Source organism: Pontibacter brevis (genome assembly GCF_054779655.1).
On record NZ_BAAGXV010000001.1, the window covers coordinates 1 to 17,991 of the forward strand.

Sequence of the window (17,991 nt, forward strand, 5' to 3'; positions counted from 1 at the left end):
TCCTGGTGCTGCCACCTTCACAACGCTCACGTTGGCAGGAGGCAGCGGCACGTCGATAGGGGACTCGCTGTTGTTGTCGCCTGTGTCCGGGTCTGTGTTGTCTGCGTCCACCGTCACGCCGTTGACCAGCGTGCCTGGCTTGTTGATGGTGAACACCAGCGTCAGCACCGCGCTCTGCCCGTTGTTCAGGTTTCCCACCGTCCAGCGGTTGGTGGCTCTGTCGTAGTCTGCCGCTGGCTCAGCGCTCACCAGCGTCAGGCCGTCCGGAATGTTCTCCTGCACCACCACGCCCTCGNATTGGCCGGAGGCAACGGCACTTCGATAGTCACATCATCTTCATTGTCATTTGGATTTGGATCCGTCTCATTGGCATCAACAGACACATTATTTAGAATTGTACCTGGAGACACAATCTCAAACTTTAATTGCAATTCGCGTCTCTCTCCAAATTGCAAGTGGTTTAGTATCCAGGTATAAGTACTCTCATTAAATGTACCATCGGCATAAGAAGCCGAACCAGGAATGTATCGAAGGTTTGCAGGGAAGTTTTCAGTCACAACAACATTTGTGGCAGTACCTGGTCCAGCGTTGTTTACAACAATGGTATAAGTAACCTCATCACCTACGTTGTAAACATTATCAGGCAACGCTCCTATTGTTTTGGTGATACTTAAATTGGGGTTCACAAACGTTGGCAGAAACAGGTTATTACCATCTAATTCCACTTTGCCTTCCAGCGAGATAGCACGGCCCGCTCCATTTGCACCCGTATTTAAAATAATGTCCCGCTTAGCCAATAAAGTACCCTGGAAAAGCGTGTTTGTTCCTAACTCCACTCCATCTCTTATTATCCAGAAGACATTCTTTGGCTCTACGTTTATCAATCTAATGTTCGAGTTAGTTGGATCAGAAAACAGGTTCCCGTCTATTATGAAGACAAAAAGAGCATTTTGCTGGCTAGAGCCATCCAATGTTAAAGTACCTCTTAAAGTGGCGTCACCGGTTATCCTATAGGTGCCGGGGGTAATGGTCGCTCCACCGGTTATAGGAAAAGAAAGAGGAGTAGACGGCCTGGCTGAGAAGGTATTATAAGCAGTATTCGCATCTGCCAGCGCACTGGCAGATGGAGCAGTGTTTATTTCATACACCCCGCCCGTAAGAAGGATTTTGTCCTGCCCCGATATGGTTCCTGCTGGAGATAACCCGACATTGCCCATCAAGCCGGTTTCGCCATTGTTGATGATTTGAGTCTTTGCCAGCACGACAAAGCTACTTGCCTGCCCAAGCGTTGGGTCTGGCTGCGCGAGGACAAGGGTAATCCCCACGGTCATGAAAAAATAGGTTAGGAGTAAAGCTCGGATCATAGAGTATCAGTAAAGCAAAATGATAGTTCCTATTGTTTAGATAAATTCAATTATAAATAGATATAAGTACATAAATATATACCCACATATATACTTAGTTTTCTTTATTTAGTTTCAAAACAAAGAAAAATTTGTAAATAATATATAAACCAACCTATATATAATGATCAATCTATACAGAAAGGACTTAAAGCCGAGGCTTAGCAGCACCTTTTTAAAAACCAGATAGCACAGCACGTAATTTTAAGGAAGCAAAAGTAATCATATTTATATTTACTAAAACTATATGTTTTAATATATATCTATTAAAATAATACATTGCTTAAAAAGCGTTTAGGAGCACCAATAAGTAGTTTTTTAAAATATGCTGGCTGATTATACACATCCCCCAGTGCCATAAAAAAAGCCCGGCTACACATAGTGTAGCCGGGCTTTTACTTTTTTTCTGATGTAGAACCTATGTTAAACGTTAACGTGTCGCTCTGCGTGGTAAGATGATCTAACCAACGGGCCAGACTCAACATATTTTATTCCCCTCTTCAAACCTTCCTCCCGGTAGTGGTCAAACAGGTCGGGGTGAATAAACTCTGCCACCTCGAGGTGCATTTTAGTAGGCTGCAGGTACTGACCCAGGGTCAGGATGTCGCAACCGTTGGCCGCAAGGTCATCCATTGCCTGGTACACCTGCTCGCGGGTTTCGCCAAGCCCCAGCATAATACCTGTTTTGGTACGTTTGCCATACTCCTTGGTGCGACGAATTTGCTCCAAGCTACGATCGTATTTGGCCTGCGGGCGCACCTGTCGGTACAGTTCCTTTACTGTCTCCATATTATGCGACACAACCTCCTGCCCAGGTGATATCATTGTAATCAAAGCATCCCAGTTTGCTTTCACATCCGGAATAAGGGTCTCGATGGTGGTGGTTGGGGACATCAGTTTTACCTGCCTTACCGTTTCGTGCCAGATGGCGGCGCCACGGTCTTTCAATTCGTCGCGGTTAACCGAAGTAATTACGGCGTGCTTTACGCCCATCAGTTTGATGGCCTCTGCCACACGGCGGGGCTCATCTTCGTCGTACTCGTTTGGGCGGCCGGTAGCCACAGCGCAAAAAGAGCAACTGCGGGTACACACATTGCCTAAGATCATGAAGGTGGCGGTACCTGCACCCCAGCACTCACCCATATTGGGGCAATTGCCGCTTTCGCAAATGGTGTGCAGCTTATATTCGTCTACGATGCTTCTTACTTTGGCGTACTCCTTCCCAACCGGTAGTTTTACACGCAGCCAGTTCGGCTTTCGTGGCTGGCCCAGTGCATTCAGCCCCTCGGGCTTTGCGTTAGGCTGTATAACCGGAAGTGTCATTAATTCATCCATGGTGCAAAGATAGGAAGTTATGTTTTAAGAGGTTAACCTTAGGGCAAAAATGTAACCCCGGCAGGTTTTGCCTCTCTAACAACGGAGCTGCTATGTTTGTTCGGGAAAAGACTAATTACGGCTGCCGTAGTACAGGTTGAGGTAAACGGAGGTGAAGGTTTTGTGATTATCAGCATCCGGGATAATGATGGGCGTGTTTACGAAACGCTCAACCAGGAAGCCTACTTCTATACCAGCGATACTCTCCCGGTAGCGGCCATACTCAAAGGTAAGCCCAGCCTTTAGGTGCACACCAGGATTTAATTTCGCTTCTCCAATCCCTCTGAACACGTTGTCGCTGCCAAGGATATAGTCTCTGTCGAGGTGGCGGCTTGGGTCGTACTGTTCAGTGCGGATATCATTGCCCTGGCCACCGTAATTATAGTCAATGTAATAAGGCAACAGCAAGCCAAGGGAAGGACCTACAGCTGCAAGGGCATTTACCTGCACACCCGACTCTGGAGCTTTCCGGAACAACACCAGCTCGCGGCCATAATGCGGGCGCACCACAAAAAAGTAGTTTTGCTTTCCATCTACAAAAGACTCACCGGAAATAGGGCTGAAGTAGCGGTTCTCTTTCGGATGCTTTACCTCTACAATCTCCAGGCTTCCAAACTGGTACATGTCCTCTGTGATAAAATAAGTAGAACGAATAAAGGCGCCTCCGATAAGCCCTCCATTGGAGTTAAAGTTAACACCGTAGCTCAGCTCATTCTGAAAGCTTTCATCTTCCTCCGACTGAGCTTTAGCCGGTGCGGCTACAAACAGCGCGAAAGCAAGCAGGAGTATAAGGGTTCTCACCAAGTGTTTATGTAGGTTTTAAATTGTATAAAAGTAAGTATCTTTACGCTGATTTCAAAACAGAGTTTATACCTATGGCTACTATAAGCAGCACTTACAAAGGAGGCTTGCGCACTACTGCTCAACACCTTGCCTCTGGCAACACCATTATCACCGACGCTCCCGTTGACAACAACGGCAAAGGAGAGGCTTTCTCACCAACAGACCTTGTAGCAGCCGCACTGGGCTCCTGCATGATGACCATTATGGGCATTGTCGCCAACCGTATCAACATCGACATTGATGGCATAGAGATAGAAACCACGAAAATCATGGCTGCCGAGCCACGCCGTATTGCGGAAGTAGTGTTAAATTTTAAAATGCCTGCCGGTAAGTCTTATTCTGATAAGGAGAAGGCGATGCTGGAAAATGCTGCCCGCACCTGCCCTGTAGCGCTTAGCCTGCACCCAGACATCAAGCAGACTGTTACATTCCATTACTAAGCAGTAAAACGGCGTAGCAGCCTTATCATTTTGCTACGCCGTCACTTTTTTCTTCAGCGCATCTACGCCAATGGCCATGTGAGAGGCATCATAAGTGCAAACACCGTCCTGCAACAGCAGCAACTGCGGTGACTGGTGCTCGACCTGCAGTACCTCCGCCACTTCGTTAGAAACAGGGCGGTAGCGCAGCAAGTCCAGGTAATATGTTTTTACATGGTCTAAGCCGGCGCCATCCCACTGTCGCTCGATGCGGCTTTTGGCAGTGGCACTAATGGAACAGGTGGTACTGTGCTTAAAAATGACCACCGGTGTTTCTTTTGATTCCTGTATTACCTCATCGAGTTGCTCCGGGCTTGTTAGCGGGTGCCAATTCATATCAGTCTCTCCTTTTTCCTTCTTTAGGTTAAATTAATCTTTCTTTCTCTCCTGCTTTCTTTTCTTCTTCAGGAAATGGTACCATCGCATGGGTTTGCCTCTCTCATTAAACTTATAACTGGCAAGCTCATCTTTCTTTGCCCGCCTGCGGGCAGCAGTTCCCTTCCTGAAGCTGTAAGCGTTTGTATTCAGATGGGTTTCTTTGTAGGCTGGGTCCACTTTGGCAGCCTCTTTCAGTGATTTACGCACTTCCCTCCCATGGTTATCATGCGTCTTAAAGCTTATCTGCCCGTAACCTGGCAATGCTACCAAAAGGAGGAGCAGCACCAGGGGCAGCGAATATTTCATGGCCTTTTTCACATCAATGCACACAGTCTTTACGTCCATCTTTACAGGAGATTATACTGTTCTTCAAAAAACTAGTTTCCTTTGCTTACCATATACGCCAGCCGCCCTTCTTCACATTGCCATTTTTATCTCTCGGCACCTTGATGGCCTCCAGCCCCTGCCCTCCCTGCGTTGTCATTTTCACGCGGTTCTTCTTGCCGGTTGGCTTAGGGCATGGAATGCCTTTGCGCTGGCAACCGGTGCCCAGCAAGAGCCCCATGCAAAGCGAGGCTAAAAGAAATGACCGAAGAATACGCATGACGAAACAACTTAAGTTTGCTACCTGAAATATATAGTATACAACAAATATAATTTAATACTGCAACATTGCTTCAACTTTCTGTCGCAGGCGCTGCTTTGGCAGAAACTCCTGCTCCAGCGGTGGCGCAAACGGCACAGCCGTATCCAGGCTAGCAACACGGGCTACCGGCGCATCCAGCAGTTCGAAGCAGTTTTCCCCAATCCAGGCAGCGATCTCACCACCAATGCCGCCCGTCAAAGTGTCTTCGTGCAATACCAGCACACGGCCTGTTTTGGCAACAGCCTGCTGCACGGCCTCTTTGTCCCAGGGCAGCAGCGAGCGCAGGTCCAGAATATGCAGGCTGGCATCCGTCAATTCCTGTTGCAGTTGGCTTGCCCAGTGCACGCCCATGCCGTACGTAATAATGGTCAGGTCTGTGCCTTCTGCCACTGTTCTGGCCTTGCCGATTTCTACAGTGTAGTAGTCGTCTGGAATTTCCTGCGAAATGGCACGGTACAGCAGCTTGTGCTCGAAGTACATCACCGGGTTCGGGTCCTCAATGGCCGCATTCAGCAGGCCTTTGGCATCGTATGGGGTAGACGGGTAAACAATCTTGAGGCCGGGCGTGTGGAAGAACCAGGCTTCGTTGCTCTGCGAGTGGAAAGGCCCTGCTGCTGCGCCGGCACCTGTTGGCATACGCACCACCACATCAGCATGCTGACCCCAGCGGTAGTGGCTCTTGGCCAGGTTGTTCACAATCTGGCTAAAGCCGGCGCTCACAAAATCGGCAAACTGCATCTCTACAATGCTCTTTTTACCACGTACCGACATTCCCAGGCCAATACCCAGAATAGCTGATTCGCATAAAGGCGTGTTGCGAATGCGTTCTTTGCCGAACTTATCCACAAAACCCTCTGTCACTTTGAAGACGCCGCCATATTCTGCAACGTCCTGTCCCATCAATACTAGTTCCGGGTACCGCTCCATGCTCTGGCGTATGGCATCCGAAACGGCATCCACAAAGCGGCGCTCTGTTTTTCCTTCTGAGGCTGGCTTTATTATCTCCTGCTCAAAAGGTTTATACACATCCTGCAGTTCTTCCTGCTGGTTGGCTTCCGGCATGGGAGTGGCAAAGGCTGCCTGAAGACCGGCTTCTACCTCGGCTCTGATCTCCTCTTTTATACCGTCCATTGTCTTCTGTGTCAGGATGAGCTCCTCTAACAGGAACTTCTCATAGTTTTCCACAGGATCTTTCTTCGCCCACTTCTCAAACAGCTCCTGCGGCACATACTTTGTTCCGCTGGCCTCTTCATGGCCGCGCATCCGGAACGTAATTGCCTCAATCAGCATAGGGCGCGGATTCTTGCGGATGCTGGCTGCTGCCTGCCGCACGGTATCGTACACTTCCAGCACATTGTTGCCATCAATCTGCAGAGCGTCTATACCGTAAGCCGGGCCTTTGTCTATAAAATGGCGGAACTTAAACTGCTCATTGTTTGGTGTGGATAAACCGTAGCCATTGTTTTCGATCATGAAGATAACCGGAAGCCCCCACACAGCTGCTACGTTCAGCGCCTCGTGGAAATCTCCTTCCGAGGCACCGCCATCGCCACTGAACACCAGCGTCACTTTCTCCTTTTTCTCCAGTAAATCTGCCAGAGCAATGCCATCTGCTACTGCCAGCTGCGGCCCCAGATGCGAAATCATACCTACTATATGATGCTCATTACTCCCAAAGTGGAAAGAGCGGTCGCGGCCTTTGGTAAAGCCGGTCGTTTTTCCCTGGAATTGCGCGAACAATCTATCCAAAGGAACCTCACGGCTTGTGAACACGCCCAGGTTACGGTGCAAGGGCAGAATATACTCACCTTTTTCAAGAGCCAGCGCCGACCCTACCGAGATAGCTTCCTGCCCGATACCAGAAAACCATTTGCTCACTTTGCCCTGCCGCAACAGCACCAGCATACGCTCTTCAATCATGCGCGGCTTCAGAATAGCACGGTACAGGCGGATCAGCTCGTCTTCAGTATAGTCTTTGATGTTATAGTTCATCTCTAAAAGGAAACCTTGTTATATGGGGGCAAGTTAATGTATTGGCGGGTGACCTGAAATTTATGCCGCTATTTTTTAATTTTGTTCTTACTTGAATGGCTAAATGGTGTAATTGTTGAATGATTTCACCATCGGTTTCAATTTTAAGCGCCCAAAGCCTTAAATAATGTACAAGCGATTCAACCAGTCAAAAACTACTTTATGATAGAATTTAAAGAATTTACACTTGATAATGGCCTGCGCGTGATTGTGCACGAGGACCATACCAGCCCGATGGCTGTACTGAACGTGCTGTACGATGTAGGCTCCAGGGACGAAGAGGAAGCCCACACCGGTTTTGCCCATCTATTTGAGCACCTGATGTTCAGCGGCTCGAAAAACATACCTGTTTATGATGAGCCTTTGCAGCGTGTTGGAGGTGAAAATAACGCCTTCACCAGCCCTGACATTACAAACTACTACCTGTCGTTGCCTGCGCAGAATATTGAGACTGGTTTCTGGCTGGAGTCGGACCGTATGCTGGAACTGGCTTTTAGCGAGAACGGCCTGGAGGTGCAGCGCAAGGTAGTGGTAGAAGAGTTTAAGCAAAACTACCTCAACCAGCCTTACGGTGATGTGTGGCTGAAACTGCGCCCGCTGGCTTACAAAGAGCACCCATACAAATGGGCGACCATCGGCAAAGAGATTTCACATATAGAAGAAGCCTCTATGGATATTGTGAAGGCTTTTTTCCGGAAGCACTACTCCCCGAGCAACGCCATCCTGGTAGTGGCCGGCAACGTAACTTTTGAGCGGGCAAAGGAACTGACAGAAAAATGGTTCGGCCCGATACCGGCCGGTGAGAAATACATCCGCAACAACCCGAAAGAGCCAAAGCAAACAGAGCCACGCGTGCTGGAAACAAGTGCCGATGTACCGCTAAGCGCTATTTACAAAGCTTACCACATGCCCGCCCGCACCGACAAAGATTATCATGCCGTAGACCTTATCAGCGATATTCTGGGCCGCGGCAAGTCCAGCAGGCTGTATGAGAAACTGGTGAAAGAGCAGAAACTCTTTAATTCTATCGCAGCCTCCGTTACAGGCTCTGTAGAGCAGGGGCTGCTGATTATTCAGGGCAAGCTGAACGAAGGTGTAGACCTGCAGGAAGCCAATGCTGCTATCGAGGCCATTAACCAGGAGCTGATGGAGCAACTGGTAGATGAGGAGGAACTGAACAAGGTGAAGAACCAGGCAGAGACCTCTATTGTATTTTCTGAGATTGAGTTGCTGAACCGCGCCATGAACCTGGCCTACAGCAAACTCATGGGCGATGCTAACCTGATAAACCAGGAAGGCGAAAAAGTGCAGGCCGTTACGCCACAGGATATTCTGCGCTGCGCCAAAGAGGTACTGGACCCAAACAACTGCTCCACGCTCCTATATAAAGCGGAGAAGAAGAAAGTAAAGGAAGAAGAGCCGGTGGAGGCAGAAGCATAAGCTTTGGTTACATACCTAAATAAAAAAGGAATGGCTGCCATCAACATGGCAGCCATTCCTTTTTTATTTCTCTTTTGCGCCTTCTGAAAACGCCTGCTTTGGTGCTACAGAAGCTTATTTCTTCATATCAATAGAAGGCCACTGGTCTTTACCCCACTTTATTTCATGGATTCGCAGTTTTGGTTTGCCTTCATCCTTCTTGTCATAGGCATGGAAAATCAGGTAGTCTTTTCCATCGAAGGTATATGCAGCAGGATGCCCTACAGCAGCCCATTCGTCGTTGCCCTGCGCCACCAGTGTTCCACCACCATGTGCCAGTTTCTTTCCATCCTTGTCAAGATAAGGGCCGGTAATATCTTTTGAACGACCTACTAAAACTTTATAGGTACTGTTTACTCCCTGGCAGCAGCGGTCCCAGGACATAAAGAGGTAATAGTATCCGTTCTTCTTGAATAAGAATGGTGCTTCGATAGAGCCATTTTTCATGTTCCTGGCCTGCTCCAACATCTCCGGCGTATACAGCTTTTCGTAGTCCAGCTCAGGATTGGCAGCATCACCTGCATCTCTTTCATCCAGTAACCAGTTTCGTTCTCTCGCAGCAATAGTATGCCAGCTCTGGGGGCTGTTCACGACAGAAGTCAGGTCCGGGGTTAACTGCACCAGTTTAATGCCCTGCCAGAACGAACCAAAAGTCATCCAGGGTGTGCCTTTGTCATCAAAAATGACATTCGGGTCAATAGCATTCCACATATCGCGGCCAGGCACGGAGCGAACCACAATACCTTTGTCCTCCCACTTAAAATTAGGGTCGCTGGGGTTCAGGGTTTTATTGGTGGCTACAGCTATTGCTGAATTGTTGCGGCCAAAAGAGGACACTGAATAAAACAAGTAATAGGTGCCGTTGTGGTGAAGGATATCGGGAGCCCAGATATTTCCGTCGAATTTCGGGATCATTTCAGTGACCCACTTCGGTGTGCTGGCAAAAACCGGCTTTTCTTCTTTCCAGTTTTTCATGTCCTTCGATGATTTGACATTTATCCCTTCTCCTGTATGGAAAACATAATACGTGTCGCCCTGCTTGATCATGACCGGATCATGCGCGATAACATCACGTGACTGAGCCAGCAAATCAGCATTTCCCATCAATAAAATTAAAACCAGGGAAAGGAGTAATCTGATGTTACCATGAAGTCTATTCATATAGAGGTATAGTTTAATGGTTATTTTAATTACAATGGAGTAAGAGCATGTACAGCCTGTTTGCGTCCGCATCTTCTCATTCCTCTTCAGGCATATAGTCTTTTCAGGAAGATAAGATGGAATGCTTTATCGATTAAATGTATAAATTACATTTATAAAAATCAAAAATACTTTTCCCCGCTGGCATTTAACATTTTTCTGGTTCATCTCTTATGCCACTCCGAAACCTTACACTTACAAACTTTGTATATACAAATATCATTCGTATCTTTGTACCTCCAAGAAATATATGCGCATAGAAGACGAAATACACCAGAAGAACTTTAAGGATGACTACCGTCGTCTGCTGGCCAACCTGTTGTTTACAAACAACTGGCTGAACCAGCAGTTGATGCCTTTCTTTAAAGATCTGGGGCTTACACTGCAGCAGCACAACGTGCTGGCTATTCTGCGGGGGCAGCAGCCAGACCCTGTGTGCTTCGGCGATATCCAGAACCGGATGGTGGACCGTAATTCGAACGTAACGCGCCTTATCGACAAGCTGATTGAGAAAGGCTACGTAACCCGCGATATCTGCCAGACAAACCGCCGCATGATTGAGGTGCGTATCACAGAACCGGGGCTTCGAAAGCTGCAGCAAGTGGATGAGAACTTCCCAAAGCTGTTTGCAAAGCTGCATAACCTGACGCAGGAGGAAGCTGTTTTAGCAAGTAACCTGTTAGATAAACTACGCGGATAGGATTTATTTTTAACCCAATATTTGTACATACAAATTATGTACTTGCCTATAAATAACATACTATGAAAGAAATAAAAGTAAAAGGCGTAACCATTCCGGCATTAGGATTCGGCACTTTTGAACTCACCGGCGATACAGCGCTCCGATTGGTGAAAGCGGCTCTGGATACAGGATACCGCCACATCGACACAGCCCAGATGTACGGTAACGAAGAAGCCGTAGGTAGTGCCATAAAGGAATCAGGGGTCGCCCGCGAAGAGGTATTCCTGACCACGAAAGTGCTGCCTTCTAACCTGGCGCAGAAGAGTTTTCTGCCGTCAGTGGAGGAAAGCCTGCGGAAGCTGAAAACGGACGCTGTAGACCTGCTGCTGATTCACTGGCCAAACCCTGAGGTACCGGTAGAGGAGTATATCGGTGAACTGGTGAAGGCACAGGAGAAGGGTTACACCAAACATATCGGTGTGAGCAACCATACCACAGCCCTGCTGGACAAAGTACTCGCTACAGGCGCCAGCATTATTACCAACCAGGTGGAGTACCATCCCTTCCTTAACCAGGACAAACTATACAACTACCTGCGCAGCCACGACCTGACACTGACAGCTTATAGCCCGATTGCACACGGTAAAGTGATGGGGAACGAGACCCTGAAGCACATAGGCGAGAAGCACAACAAGAATGAGGTGCAGATTACGCTCCGATGGCTTATACAGCAGGACGGAGTCTTAGCTATTCCAAGATCCTCGAAAGAAAACCACATGCAGTCCAACTTCAACATTTTTGATTTTGAACTGACACAGGACGAGGTGCAGCAAATAAACGAGCTGACACAGGCCAACAACCGCCTCATCGACCCCGGCTTCGCACCTAGCTGGGACTAGTTATATTTTGAATGACTGAATAACTGAATTTTGAATTATGAGTGAAGAAGGAAAAGACGGTGCACCACACAAGGGCCTGGCTCTCTAACCTTCTGACGCTCTAACTTTCTAACTTAACATGACAAAGCAAGCACTTTTAAAACCGATAAAATTAAACGACCTGGAACTGAACAACCGGGTAGTTATGGCCCCGATGACACGCAGCCGCGCCGATAACGAGGGCAGTGTACCAAACGACCTGATGGTGGAGTACTATACACAGCGTGCCGGAGCAGGCCTGATCATATCAGAAGGTTCGCAGATATCAAAGCAGGCCGTAGGCTATATCAATACACCTGGAATTTACTCTGAAGAGCAGGTGGAAGGGTGGAAGAAGGTAACAGATGCCGTGCACGAAGAGGGCGGTAAGATTTTCCTGCAACTGTGGCACGTAGGCCGCATGTCGCATCCTGACTTCCACAACGGCGAGTTACCAGTAGCTCCTTCCGCTATAAACCCGGAAGCCAAGTCTTACACACCGGAAGGTTTTAAAGATACCGTAACACCTCGTGAACTGACTGTGCCGGAGATAAAACAAATTGTGCAGGATTTCAAAAACGCAGCCAAAAACGCTTTTGCCGCAGGCTTTGACGGCGTTGAGGTGCACGCCTCCAACGGTTACCTGTTCCACCAGTTTTTCGTGACCTCCGCTAACATCCGGACAGACGAGTATGGCGGTTCCAAGGAAAACCGTGCCCGTATTTTGTTTGAGGTATTAGACGCCATCAAAGAAGTGGCACCAATAGAGCGCGTGGGCGTACGCCTGAACCCAAGCCTGCACAACTCCTTCGGCATCACGCTGAACGAGGATACTATCCCTACTTACGATTACATTATTGAGAAGCTGAACAGCTACGAACTTGCATACCTGCACCTGTCAGAGCCGTTCACCGATGTAAGTGATGTGCCGCATGCAGAGCCAAATATTGCGAAGCGCTACCGCCCTATCTACAAAGGCAACCTGATCATCAACGCTGGTTTCAACCAGGAGTCAGGCAATAAAGTAATAGAGGAAGGCGATGCAGATATGGTAGCTTTCGGGGTACCGTTTATTTCCAACCCAGACCTGCCGGAGCGCTTTGCGCAGAACGCAGAACTACAGAAGGCAGACCAGAAGACTTTTTACTCTACTGGTGCCAAAGGCTATATCGATTACCCTTCCCTAGCGGAGGTGCAGGCCTAAGCCTGAGGCGCTTTTCTATATATACCTAAGTTTACAGCCAGTTGCCGCAAGGCAGCTGGCTGTTTCTTTTCTTAAGGGTTGGGCTTCTGCACACAGCATTCTGTTCTTGACCGAAGCTATGGGTGAAAGGCCTGAACAAGGTATAATCCTGAAAAACCAGAATGCTTTTTACTCATTTAAGCGCAAATTAAGCTACTTTTACTTTTTAGGCCTGCTGCTGAAAAGCAGCACAACAGGCCCGGACACAAGTAAACCTTACATGAAACTAAAAATAAGAACCGGTTTTGGCTACGATGTGCACCAGTTGCAGGAGGGGCTGGATTTTTGGCTCGGCGGTATCAAAATACCACATACACACGGTGCCCTGGGCCATTCTGACGCCGATGTGCTGATTCACGTTATCTGCGACGCTCTGTTGGGCGCAGCCAATATGCGTGACATCGGCTTTCACTTCTCCGACAAAGACCCGAAGTACAAAGGCATCGACAGTAAAATATTGCTGAAGGAGGTGGTGCACCTGCTGGCCATGGAAGGCTACGAGATTGGCAACGTAGACTCAACGGTATGCCTGCAGGAGCCAAAGGTGAACCCCCATATCCCGACTATGAAAACCTGCCTGGCAGAGGTGATGGGCATTCCGGAGGGGGATATTTCCATTAAGGCCACTACCACTGAGCACTTAGGCTTTGTGGGTAAAAAAGAAGGCGTAGCCGCCTACGCAACCGTACTGATTATGAAGCAGTAAAAGCAGGAGTACGCTCTAAAAAGCAACCGATGCTGCAGAAGCATGTTTTTATGCTCAGACCGGCTGATTGCTCTAGCATTGCCCTGACAACCTTTATCGAACAAACACACCTTATTAAAAACAAATCGAACTTATGAAACACAATGCCTATGGGTATTTGCTGTTAGCCGCCCTTGGGTTTGGCTGTGCAAAAACACCCACCACTTCCACTCCGCAAGGCCCCATTACAGATGTGGCCCAGCTAACAGAAGTCGCTCCCAAGTATGCCAGTACCGTTACCGCCGCTGACCTGTCCAGGCACCTGACTATCCTGGCTTCAGATGAATATGAAGGCCGCAATACAGGCGAAAAAGGCCAGAAAATGGCTGCCGAATACATTTCCCGGGAGTTTCGTGAGGATGGCCTGGTTGGGCCGGTACAGGGCGGCGGCAATCCATACTATCAAGCCTTCGACCTGGAAAGAAGCCAGTGGGGAGACGGCTACATGACAGTCGGCAAAGAAAAGTACCTGATGATGCAGGATTTCTTTGTGCTGGGCAGTTCCCCGTTCCAGACAGAGCAGGCAGTAGACGTAGTTTTTGCCGGCTATGGCATTGATGCTGACAGATACTCCGACTACACGAACCAGGATGTAAGCGGCAAAGTTGTCGTAGTACTGGCAGGCGAGCCCAGAGGCAGCAATGGCAATTACCTTATCAGCGGCACTGACAAAGCCTCTGACTGGGGCAACGACTACCGGATGAAGCGCAATGCTGCCACAAAGCATGGCGCCAAGGCGGTGCTGATAGTAACAGGCACCAATGAGTCTGAATTCAACAGCCTGACGCAGCGCTACAAGGCCTACGCCAGCCGTCCGTCTATCGGCTTAAGAAGTAACGGTAATCAGGAAACCGCTGCAGCTGTTTTTATTTCTCCTGTTGCGGGAGCCGCGCTGCTAAGCACTACCCCGGAAAAGCTTTTTGCCCACGGAAACCAGGTGGCACAGGCTGGTAAGCCGACCGCAGCCAATTTCACGGCAGCAAAAGATGTAAAAATCAAAACGTCGCGCGAATCCTCCCCACTCCCAACTGAAAACGTGTTGGGCTATGTTGAAGGCTCTGACAAAAAAGACGAAGTAATAGTGGTAACAGCTCACTACGACCACGTAGGCGTAGACACCACACGCCAGGGCGACCAGATTTACAATGGTGCCAACGACGACGGCTCGGGTACAGTGGCGGTGATAGAATTGGCTGAGGCTTTTGCACAGGCGAAGAAAGACGGCTTTGGCCCCCGCCGCAGCATCCTGTTTATGACCGTAACAGCCGAAGAGAAAGGCCTGCTTGGTTCTGAGTACTATTCGGAGAACCCTGTTTTCCCGCTGGAGAACACCGTAGCCAACGTGAACATCGACATGATTGGCCGCATGGACACCGACCATGAAAAGACCAATGACAGCAACTACATTTACTCTATCGGAGCAGACAAGCTATCTTCAGAGCTGCACCAGATAAACGAGGAGATGAACGAGAAGTATGTGAACCTGAAGCTGGATTATACTTACAACGATGAGAACGATCCGAACCGCTTCTACTACCGCTCCGACCACTATAACTTCGCAAAACACGGCATTCCGATTGTGTTTTACTTCAACGGGGTGCACGCAGATTACCACCAGCCATCAGACGAGGTAGACAAAATCATCTTCGAGAGTGCTGAGAAAGTAGCCAGGCTGGCTTTCCACGTAACATGGGAGCTAGCAAACCGCGAAAACCGCATTGTAGTAGACAGCAACAAAAAATAGTATACTACAGCGGCCATAACAGCCGTTATAAGTATAAATATTCACAGCTTTATTAGCTTTCAGAAAAACACCCTAACTTTAAGGGTGTTTTTCTTTTTATGACTACCTAAGGAGCAGTTACATATAGAGAAAGAACGTAGGGGAGAACAATCATGAGTAAACTGAAACAGTTTCTGCTGGATGCAGAAACAAAAGCATTTGACCAGGACCACCGCGCGACCATCAAGTTTAACATCGGCAAGTACAATACCGCTGTGCAACGTGGCCTGACCCAATACTCCGACCACGAACTGGCCCGCGAGCGGGGTTCCTATATCAAAACCAACACCATCAACAACCTAGATAAGTACCTGATGGAGTTTGAGGCCAATTTTACGGCGCGTGGCGGCAAGGTTATCTGGGCCCGCGACGCCAAGGAGGCGCTAAAAGAAATAGGCGAAATAATGAAGCGCAAGCGCGCCCGCTCTGTTGTAAAGTCCAAGTCGATGACAACGGAGGAAATACACCTGAACGAGTTCCTGGAGAAGAACGGTATCGAAACTGTAGAAACCGACCTTGGGGAATACATTGTGCAGCTGGCGGAGCAGCGCCCTTACCATATCGTGACACCGGCCATGCACATGTCTAAGAAAGACATCTCTGAACTGTTTGTGCGCAAGTTGGGCATTGCTCCTACTGACAATGCTGAGGAACTGGTAGGCGTGGCCCGGAAGCTGATGCGAGAGAAGTATACCGCTGCCGAGGTAGGCATTACCGGCGGCAACTACTTAATAGCAGACGTGGGTGGCGTAGCCGTAACGGAGAACGAAGGCAATGCCCGCCTCTCTACCACCTTTCCCAAAACGCACATCGCTATTGTGGGTATCGAGAAAATGATTCCGTCCATCATGGACCTGGACCTCTTCTGGCCGCTCCTGAGCACCAGCGGCACCGGCCAGGGCGTTACCGTCTACAATACTATTATGACGGGCCCGCGCCAGCCAAAAGAGAAAGATGGCCCTGAGGAGATGTACGTGATACTGCTGGACAATGGCCGCACTGACCTGCTGGCGCTGCCTGAAAAACGCGAGGCCCTGAATTGTATCCGCTGCGGAGCCTGCCTTAACGTGTGCCCGGTTTACAAAAACATCGGGGGCCATACCTATGAGAGCACCTACAGCGGCCCGATTGGCTCTGTTATCACGCCGCATTACAACGGAATGGCCGAACACAAGCACCTAAGCTTTGCCAGCTCCCTGTGTGGTGCCTGTACCTCCGTGTGCCCGGTTAAAATCAATATCCACAACCTGCTGCTGCTAAACCGCAAGCAAAGTGTGGATCAGGGAATGGCCGACAGCAGTGAGAAAACAGCTATCAAGTTCTGGCTGAAGGCCATGAAGAGCCGCACACTACTGAACCTGGCTCCTGCCTTTGCCAAAAACTTTGTGCTCAAGCAGGTGCTGAAAGATACCTGGAGCAAACGCCGTGAGCCACTGCAGGTGCCTGCCAAGTCGTTTAACCAGCTCTGGAAAGAGCGTAACAGATAAAAACAAAAAGCCTGCTTCACGCAGGCTTTTTGTTTTTATGCTTTTCAACTTCACTATTGTCCTTCTTCTCTTGTCGAGAACTTGTAGACGGTGGTTGACTCATAAGTCTCTCCCGGCTCCAGGATAGTGGAAGGGAACTCCGGCTGGTTAGGAGAGTCTGGGAAGTGCTGCGTCTCCAGGGCAAAGCCGTAGTGTTTCTTATAGGTCTGGTTACCGCTGCCAGTGATGGTACCATCCAGGAAGTTGCCTGAGTAGAACTGGATACCAGGCTCAGTGGTGAAGACCTCCATCACGCGTCCGCTCGTTGGCTCGTACACCGTGGCTGCCTTCTTCATTTCTCCTTTTTCGCCATTGAGTACGTAGTTGTGGTCATAGCCGCCGCCTTCCACCTGGTTCACGCGCGCGCCAATTGTTTGCGGCTCCCGGAAGTCCATTACCGTGCCTTCCACGTTACGCAGTTCTCCTGTCGGGATCAGCGACTCGTCTACTACTGTGTATTTGTCAGCATTCAGGGTCACCACGTGGCCCAGTGCGTCCTCGGCCTCACCTGCCGCCAAGTTAAAATAGCTGTGGTTGGTCAGGTTTACCGGCGTGGCCTTGTCTGTAGTGGCCTGGTAATCGATGCGTATCTCGTTGTCGTTGGTCAGGGTGTAGGTAACGGCACTGGTCAGTTTACCAGGGTATCCCTCCTCTCCGTCCGGGCTCACGTAGGTGAAGCGCACGGAGTTTTGCCCCTGCAGCGGCTCTGCCTCCCACATCACTTTGTCAAAGCCTTTATTACCTCCGTGCAGGTGGTTTTCACCGTTGTTGGTGGCCAGCTGGTACTCCTCCCCGTTGAGGGTGAACCTGCCTTTGGCAATGCGGTTACCATAACGCCCTACGATGGCACCAAAGTAAGGACCGCTCTTCACATACTCCGGAGTAAAATAGCCCCCCAGGCTGTCGAAGCCCAGCACTACGTCGCCCATTTCTCCTTCCCTGTCAGGCACAAGCACTGAGGTAATAGTGGCTCCATAATTCGTAATCTGCACCTGCATCCCGTTGGCATTGGTGAGGGTATAGAGTGTGGCTTCTTCGCCTTCTGGTGTTGTGCCGAAGGGTTCTTGTTTAATGTTCATGTTTTCCTGGTTGTTTGCTGTTGTTGTCTCTGTGTCTGCCTCGTTGCCTTCCTGGCCTGAGCAGCTGCTTAAGCCGGTGGCACTCATACATCCTGCCAAAGCTAGCATTAACAGCTTTCTGCTTAGTTGTTTTTTCTTCATTTTGAATTTGGGTGTTATAAATATGTGGTTTTTCTCTTTATG

At 49.2% G+C, this 17,991-nt stretch carries 18 protein-coding genes; 8 read left to right on the forward strand and 10 right to left on the reverse strand.

The genetic code is table 11. The features are described from left to right. From ACYVB1_RS00005 to ACYVB1_RS00020, 4 genes are all read right to left on the reverse strand, one after another. Window positions 1-282: DUF11 domain-containing protein (locus tag ACYVB1_RS00005; RefSeq protein WP_460919119.1), on the reverse strand; the 282-nt coding region annotated here is incomplete at its 3' end. After that, the gene (locus ACYVB1_RS00010) at window positions 255-1,364 is read right to left on the reverse strand and encodes an ice-binding family protein (RefSeq protein WP_460919121.1); all 1,110 of its coding nucleotides are present in this window, start codon (window positions 1,362-1,364) and stop codon (window positions 255-257) included. The genes ACYVB1_RS00005 and ACYVB1_RS00010, both read right to left, overlap by 28 nt. A gap of 462 nt (window positions 1,365-1,826) precedes the next feature. Continuing rightward, complete coding sequence (gene lipA, locus ACYVB1_RS00015; protein WP_460919124.1) at window positions 1,827-2,738, reverse strand: lipoyl synthase; 912 nt, start codon at window positions 2,736-2,738, stop codon at window positions 1,827-1,829. 111 nt (window positions 2,739-2,849) lie between these two features. After that, complete coding sequence (locus ACYVB1_RS00020; RefSeq protein WP_460919126.1) at window positions 2,850-3,578, reverse strand: hypothetical protein; 729 nt, start codon at window positions 3,576-3,578, stop codon at window positions 2,850-2,852. A gap of 74 nt (window positions 3,579-3,652) precedes the next feature. On the opposite strand from ACYVB1_RS00020, the gene ACYVB1_RS00025 reads away from it, so the two are divergent. Then, complete coding sequence (locus ACYVB1_RS00025) at window positions 3,653-4,060, forward strand: OsmC family protein (RefSeq protein ID WP_460919129.1); 408 nt, start codon at window positions 3,653-3,655, stop codon at window positions 4,058-4,060. Window positions 4,061-4,093: 33 nt separating this feature from the next. Here ACYVB1_RS00025 and ytxJ read toward each other — a convergent pair whose 3' ends face one another. The 4 genes from ytxJ to ACYVB1_RS00045 all read right to left on the reverse strand — a co-directional run bounded on the left by ytxJ (window position 4,094) and on the right by ACYVB1_RS00045 (window position 7,115). After that, a complete protein-coding gene (gene ytxJ / locus ACYVB1_RS00030; protein WP_460919131.1) occupies window positions 4,094-4,435 on the reverse strand; it encodes a bacillithiol system redox-active protein YtxJ in 342 nt (113 codons plus the stop codon). Between the two features lie 33 nt (window positions 4,436-4,468). Further along, window positions 4,469-4,822 carry a hypothetical protein gene (locus ACYVB1_RS00035; RefSeq protein WP_460919134.1) on the reverse strand — a complete coding sequence of 118 codons (354 nt, stop codon included), beginning with the start codon at window positions 4,820-4,822 and terminating at the stop codon, window positions 4,469-4,471. Window positions 4,823-4,868: 46 nt separating this feature from the next. Next, on the reverse strand, window positions 4,869-5,042 hold the full coding sequence (locus ACYVB1_RS00040; protein WP_460919137.1) for a hypothetical protein: 174 nt from the start codon (window positions 5,040-5,042) through the stop codon (window positions 4,869-4,871). 93 nt (window positions 5,043-5,135) lie between these two features. After that, window positions 5,136-7,115 carry an alpha-ketoacid dehydrogenase subunit alpha/beta gene (locus ACYVB1_RS00045; protein ID WP_460919141.1) on the reverse strand — a complete coding sequence of 660 codons (1,980 nt, stop codon included), beginning with the start codon at window positions 7,113-7,115 and terminating at the stop codon, window positions 5,136-5,138. A gap of 201 nt (window positions 7,116-7,316) precedes the next feature. Here ACYVB1_RS00045 and ACYVB1_RS00050 point away from each other — a divergent pair, with 201 nt between their 5' ends. Continuing rightward, window positions 7,317-8,594: a M16 family metallopeptidase gene (locus ACYVB1_RS00050; protein WP_460919144.1), complete on the forward strand. Its 1,278-nt coding sequence runs from the start codon at window positions 7,317-7,319 to the stop codon at window positions 8,592-8,594. A 114-nt stretch (window positions 8,595-8,708) separates the two neighbouring features. On the opposite strand, the gene ACYVB1_RS00055 is transcribed toward ACYVB1_RS00050, so the two are convergent. Next, window positions 8,709-9,794, reverse strand: coding sequence for a family 43 glycosylhydrolase (locus tag ACYVB1_RS00055; RefSeq protein ID WP_460919146.1), 1,086 nt, complete (start codon window positions 9,792-9,794; stop codon window positions 8,709-8,711). Window positions 9,795-10,083: 289 nt separating this feature from the next. Between ACYVB1_RS00055 and ACYVB1_RS00060 the strand changes: the two genes are divergently transcribed. The 6 genes from ACYVB1_RS00060 to ACYVB1_RS00085 all read left to right on the forward strand — a co-directional run bounded on the left by ACYVB1_RS00060 (window position 10,084) and on the right by ACYVB1_RS00085 (window position 16,690). Next, window positions 10,084-10,533 carry a MarR family winged helix-turn-helix transcriptional regulator gene (locus ACYVB1_RS00060; RefSeq protein ID WP_460919149.1) on the forward strand — a complete coding sequence of 150 codons (450 nt, stop codon included), beginning with the start codon at window positions 10,084-10,086 and terminating at the stop codon, window positions 10,531-10,533. Window positions 10,534-10,595: 62 nt separating this feature from the next. Further along, entirely contained in the window at window positions 10,596-11,414 is an 819-nt protein-coding gene (locus ACYVB1_RS00065; RefSeq protein WP_460919151.1) for an aldo/keto reductase, read from the forward strand. 118 nt (window positions 11,415-11,532) lie between these two features. After that, window positions 11,533-12,636: an alkene reductase gene (locus tag ACYVB1_RS00070; RefSeq protein WP_460919154.1), complete on the forward strand. Its 1,104-nt coding sequence runs from the start codon at window positions 11,533-11,535 to the stop codon at window positions 12,634-12,636. A 259-nt stretch (window positions 12,637-12,895) separates the two neighbouring features. Then, window positions 12,896-13,381, forward strand: coding sequence for a 2-C-methyl-D-erythritol 2,4-cyclodiphosphate synthase (gene ispF / locus ACYVB1_RS00075; protein ID WP_460919157.1), 486 nt, complete (start codon window positions 12,896-12,898; stop codon window positions 13,379-13,381). Between the two features lie 133 nt (window positions 13,382-13,514). Further along, the gene (locus tag ACYVB1_RS00080; RefSeq protein ID WP_460919159.1) at window positions 13,515-15,164 is read left to right on the forward strand and encodes a M28 family peptidase; all 1,650 of its coding nucleotides are present in this window, start codon (window positions 13,515-13,517) and stop codon (window positions 15,162-15,164) included. A 152-nt stretch (window positions 15,165-15,316) separates the two neighbouring features. After that, window positions 15,317-16,690, forward strand: a complete 1,374-nt coding sequence (locus tag ACYVB1_RS00085; protein ID WP_460919161.1) for a LutB/LldF family L-lactate oxidation iron-sulfur protein — start codon at window positions 15,317-15,319, stop codon at window positions 16,688-16,690. A 53-nt stretch (window positions 16,691-16,743) separates the two neighbouring features. Here the strand turns inward: ACYVB1_RS00085 and ACYVB1_RS00090 are convergent, their stop codons facing one another. Further along, window positions 16,744-17,949, reverse strand: a complete 1,206-nt coding sequence (locus ACYVB1_RS00090) for an aldose epimerase family protein (RefSeq protein ID WP_460919164.1) — start codon at window positions 17,947-17,949, stop codon at window positions 16,744-16,746. Window positions 17,950-17,991 lie beyond the last annotated feature (42 nt).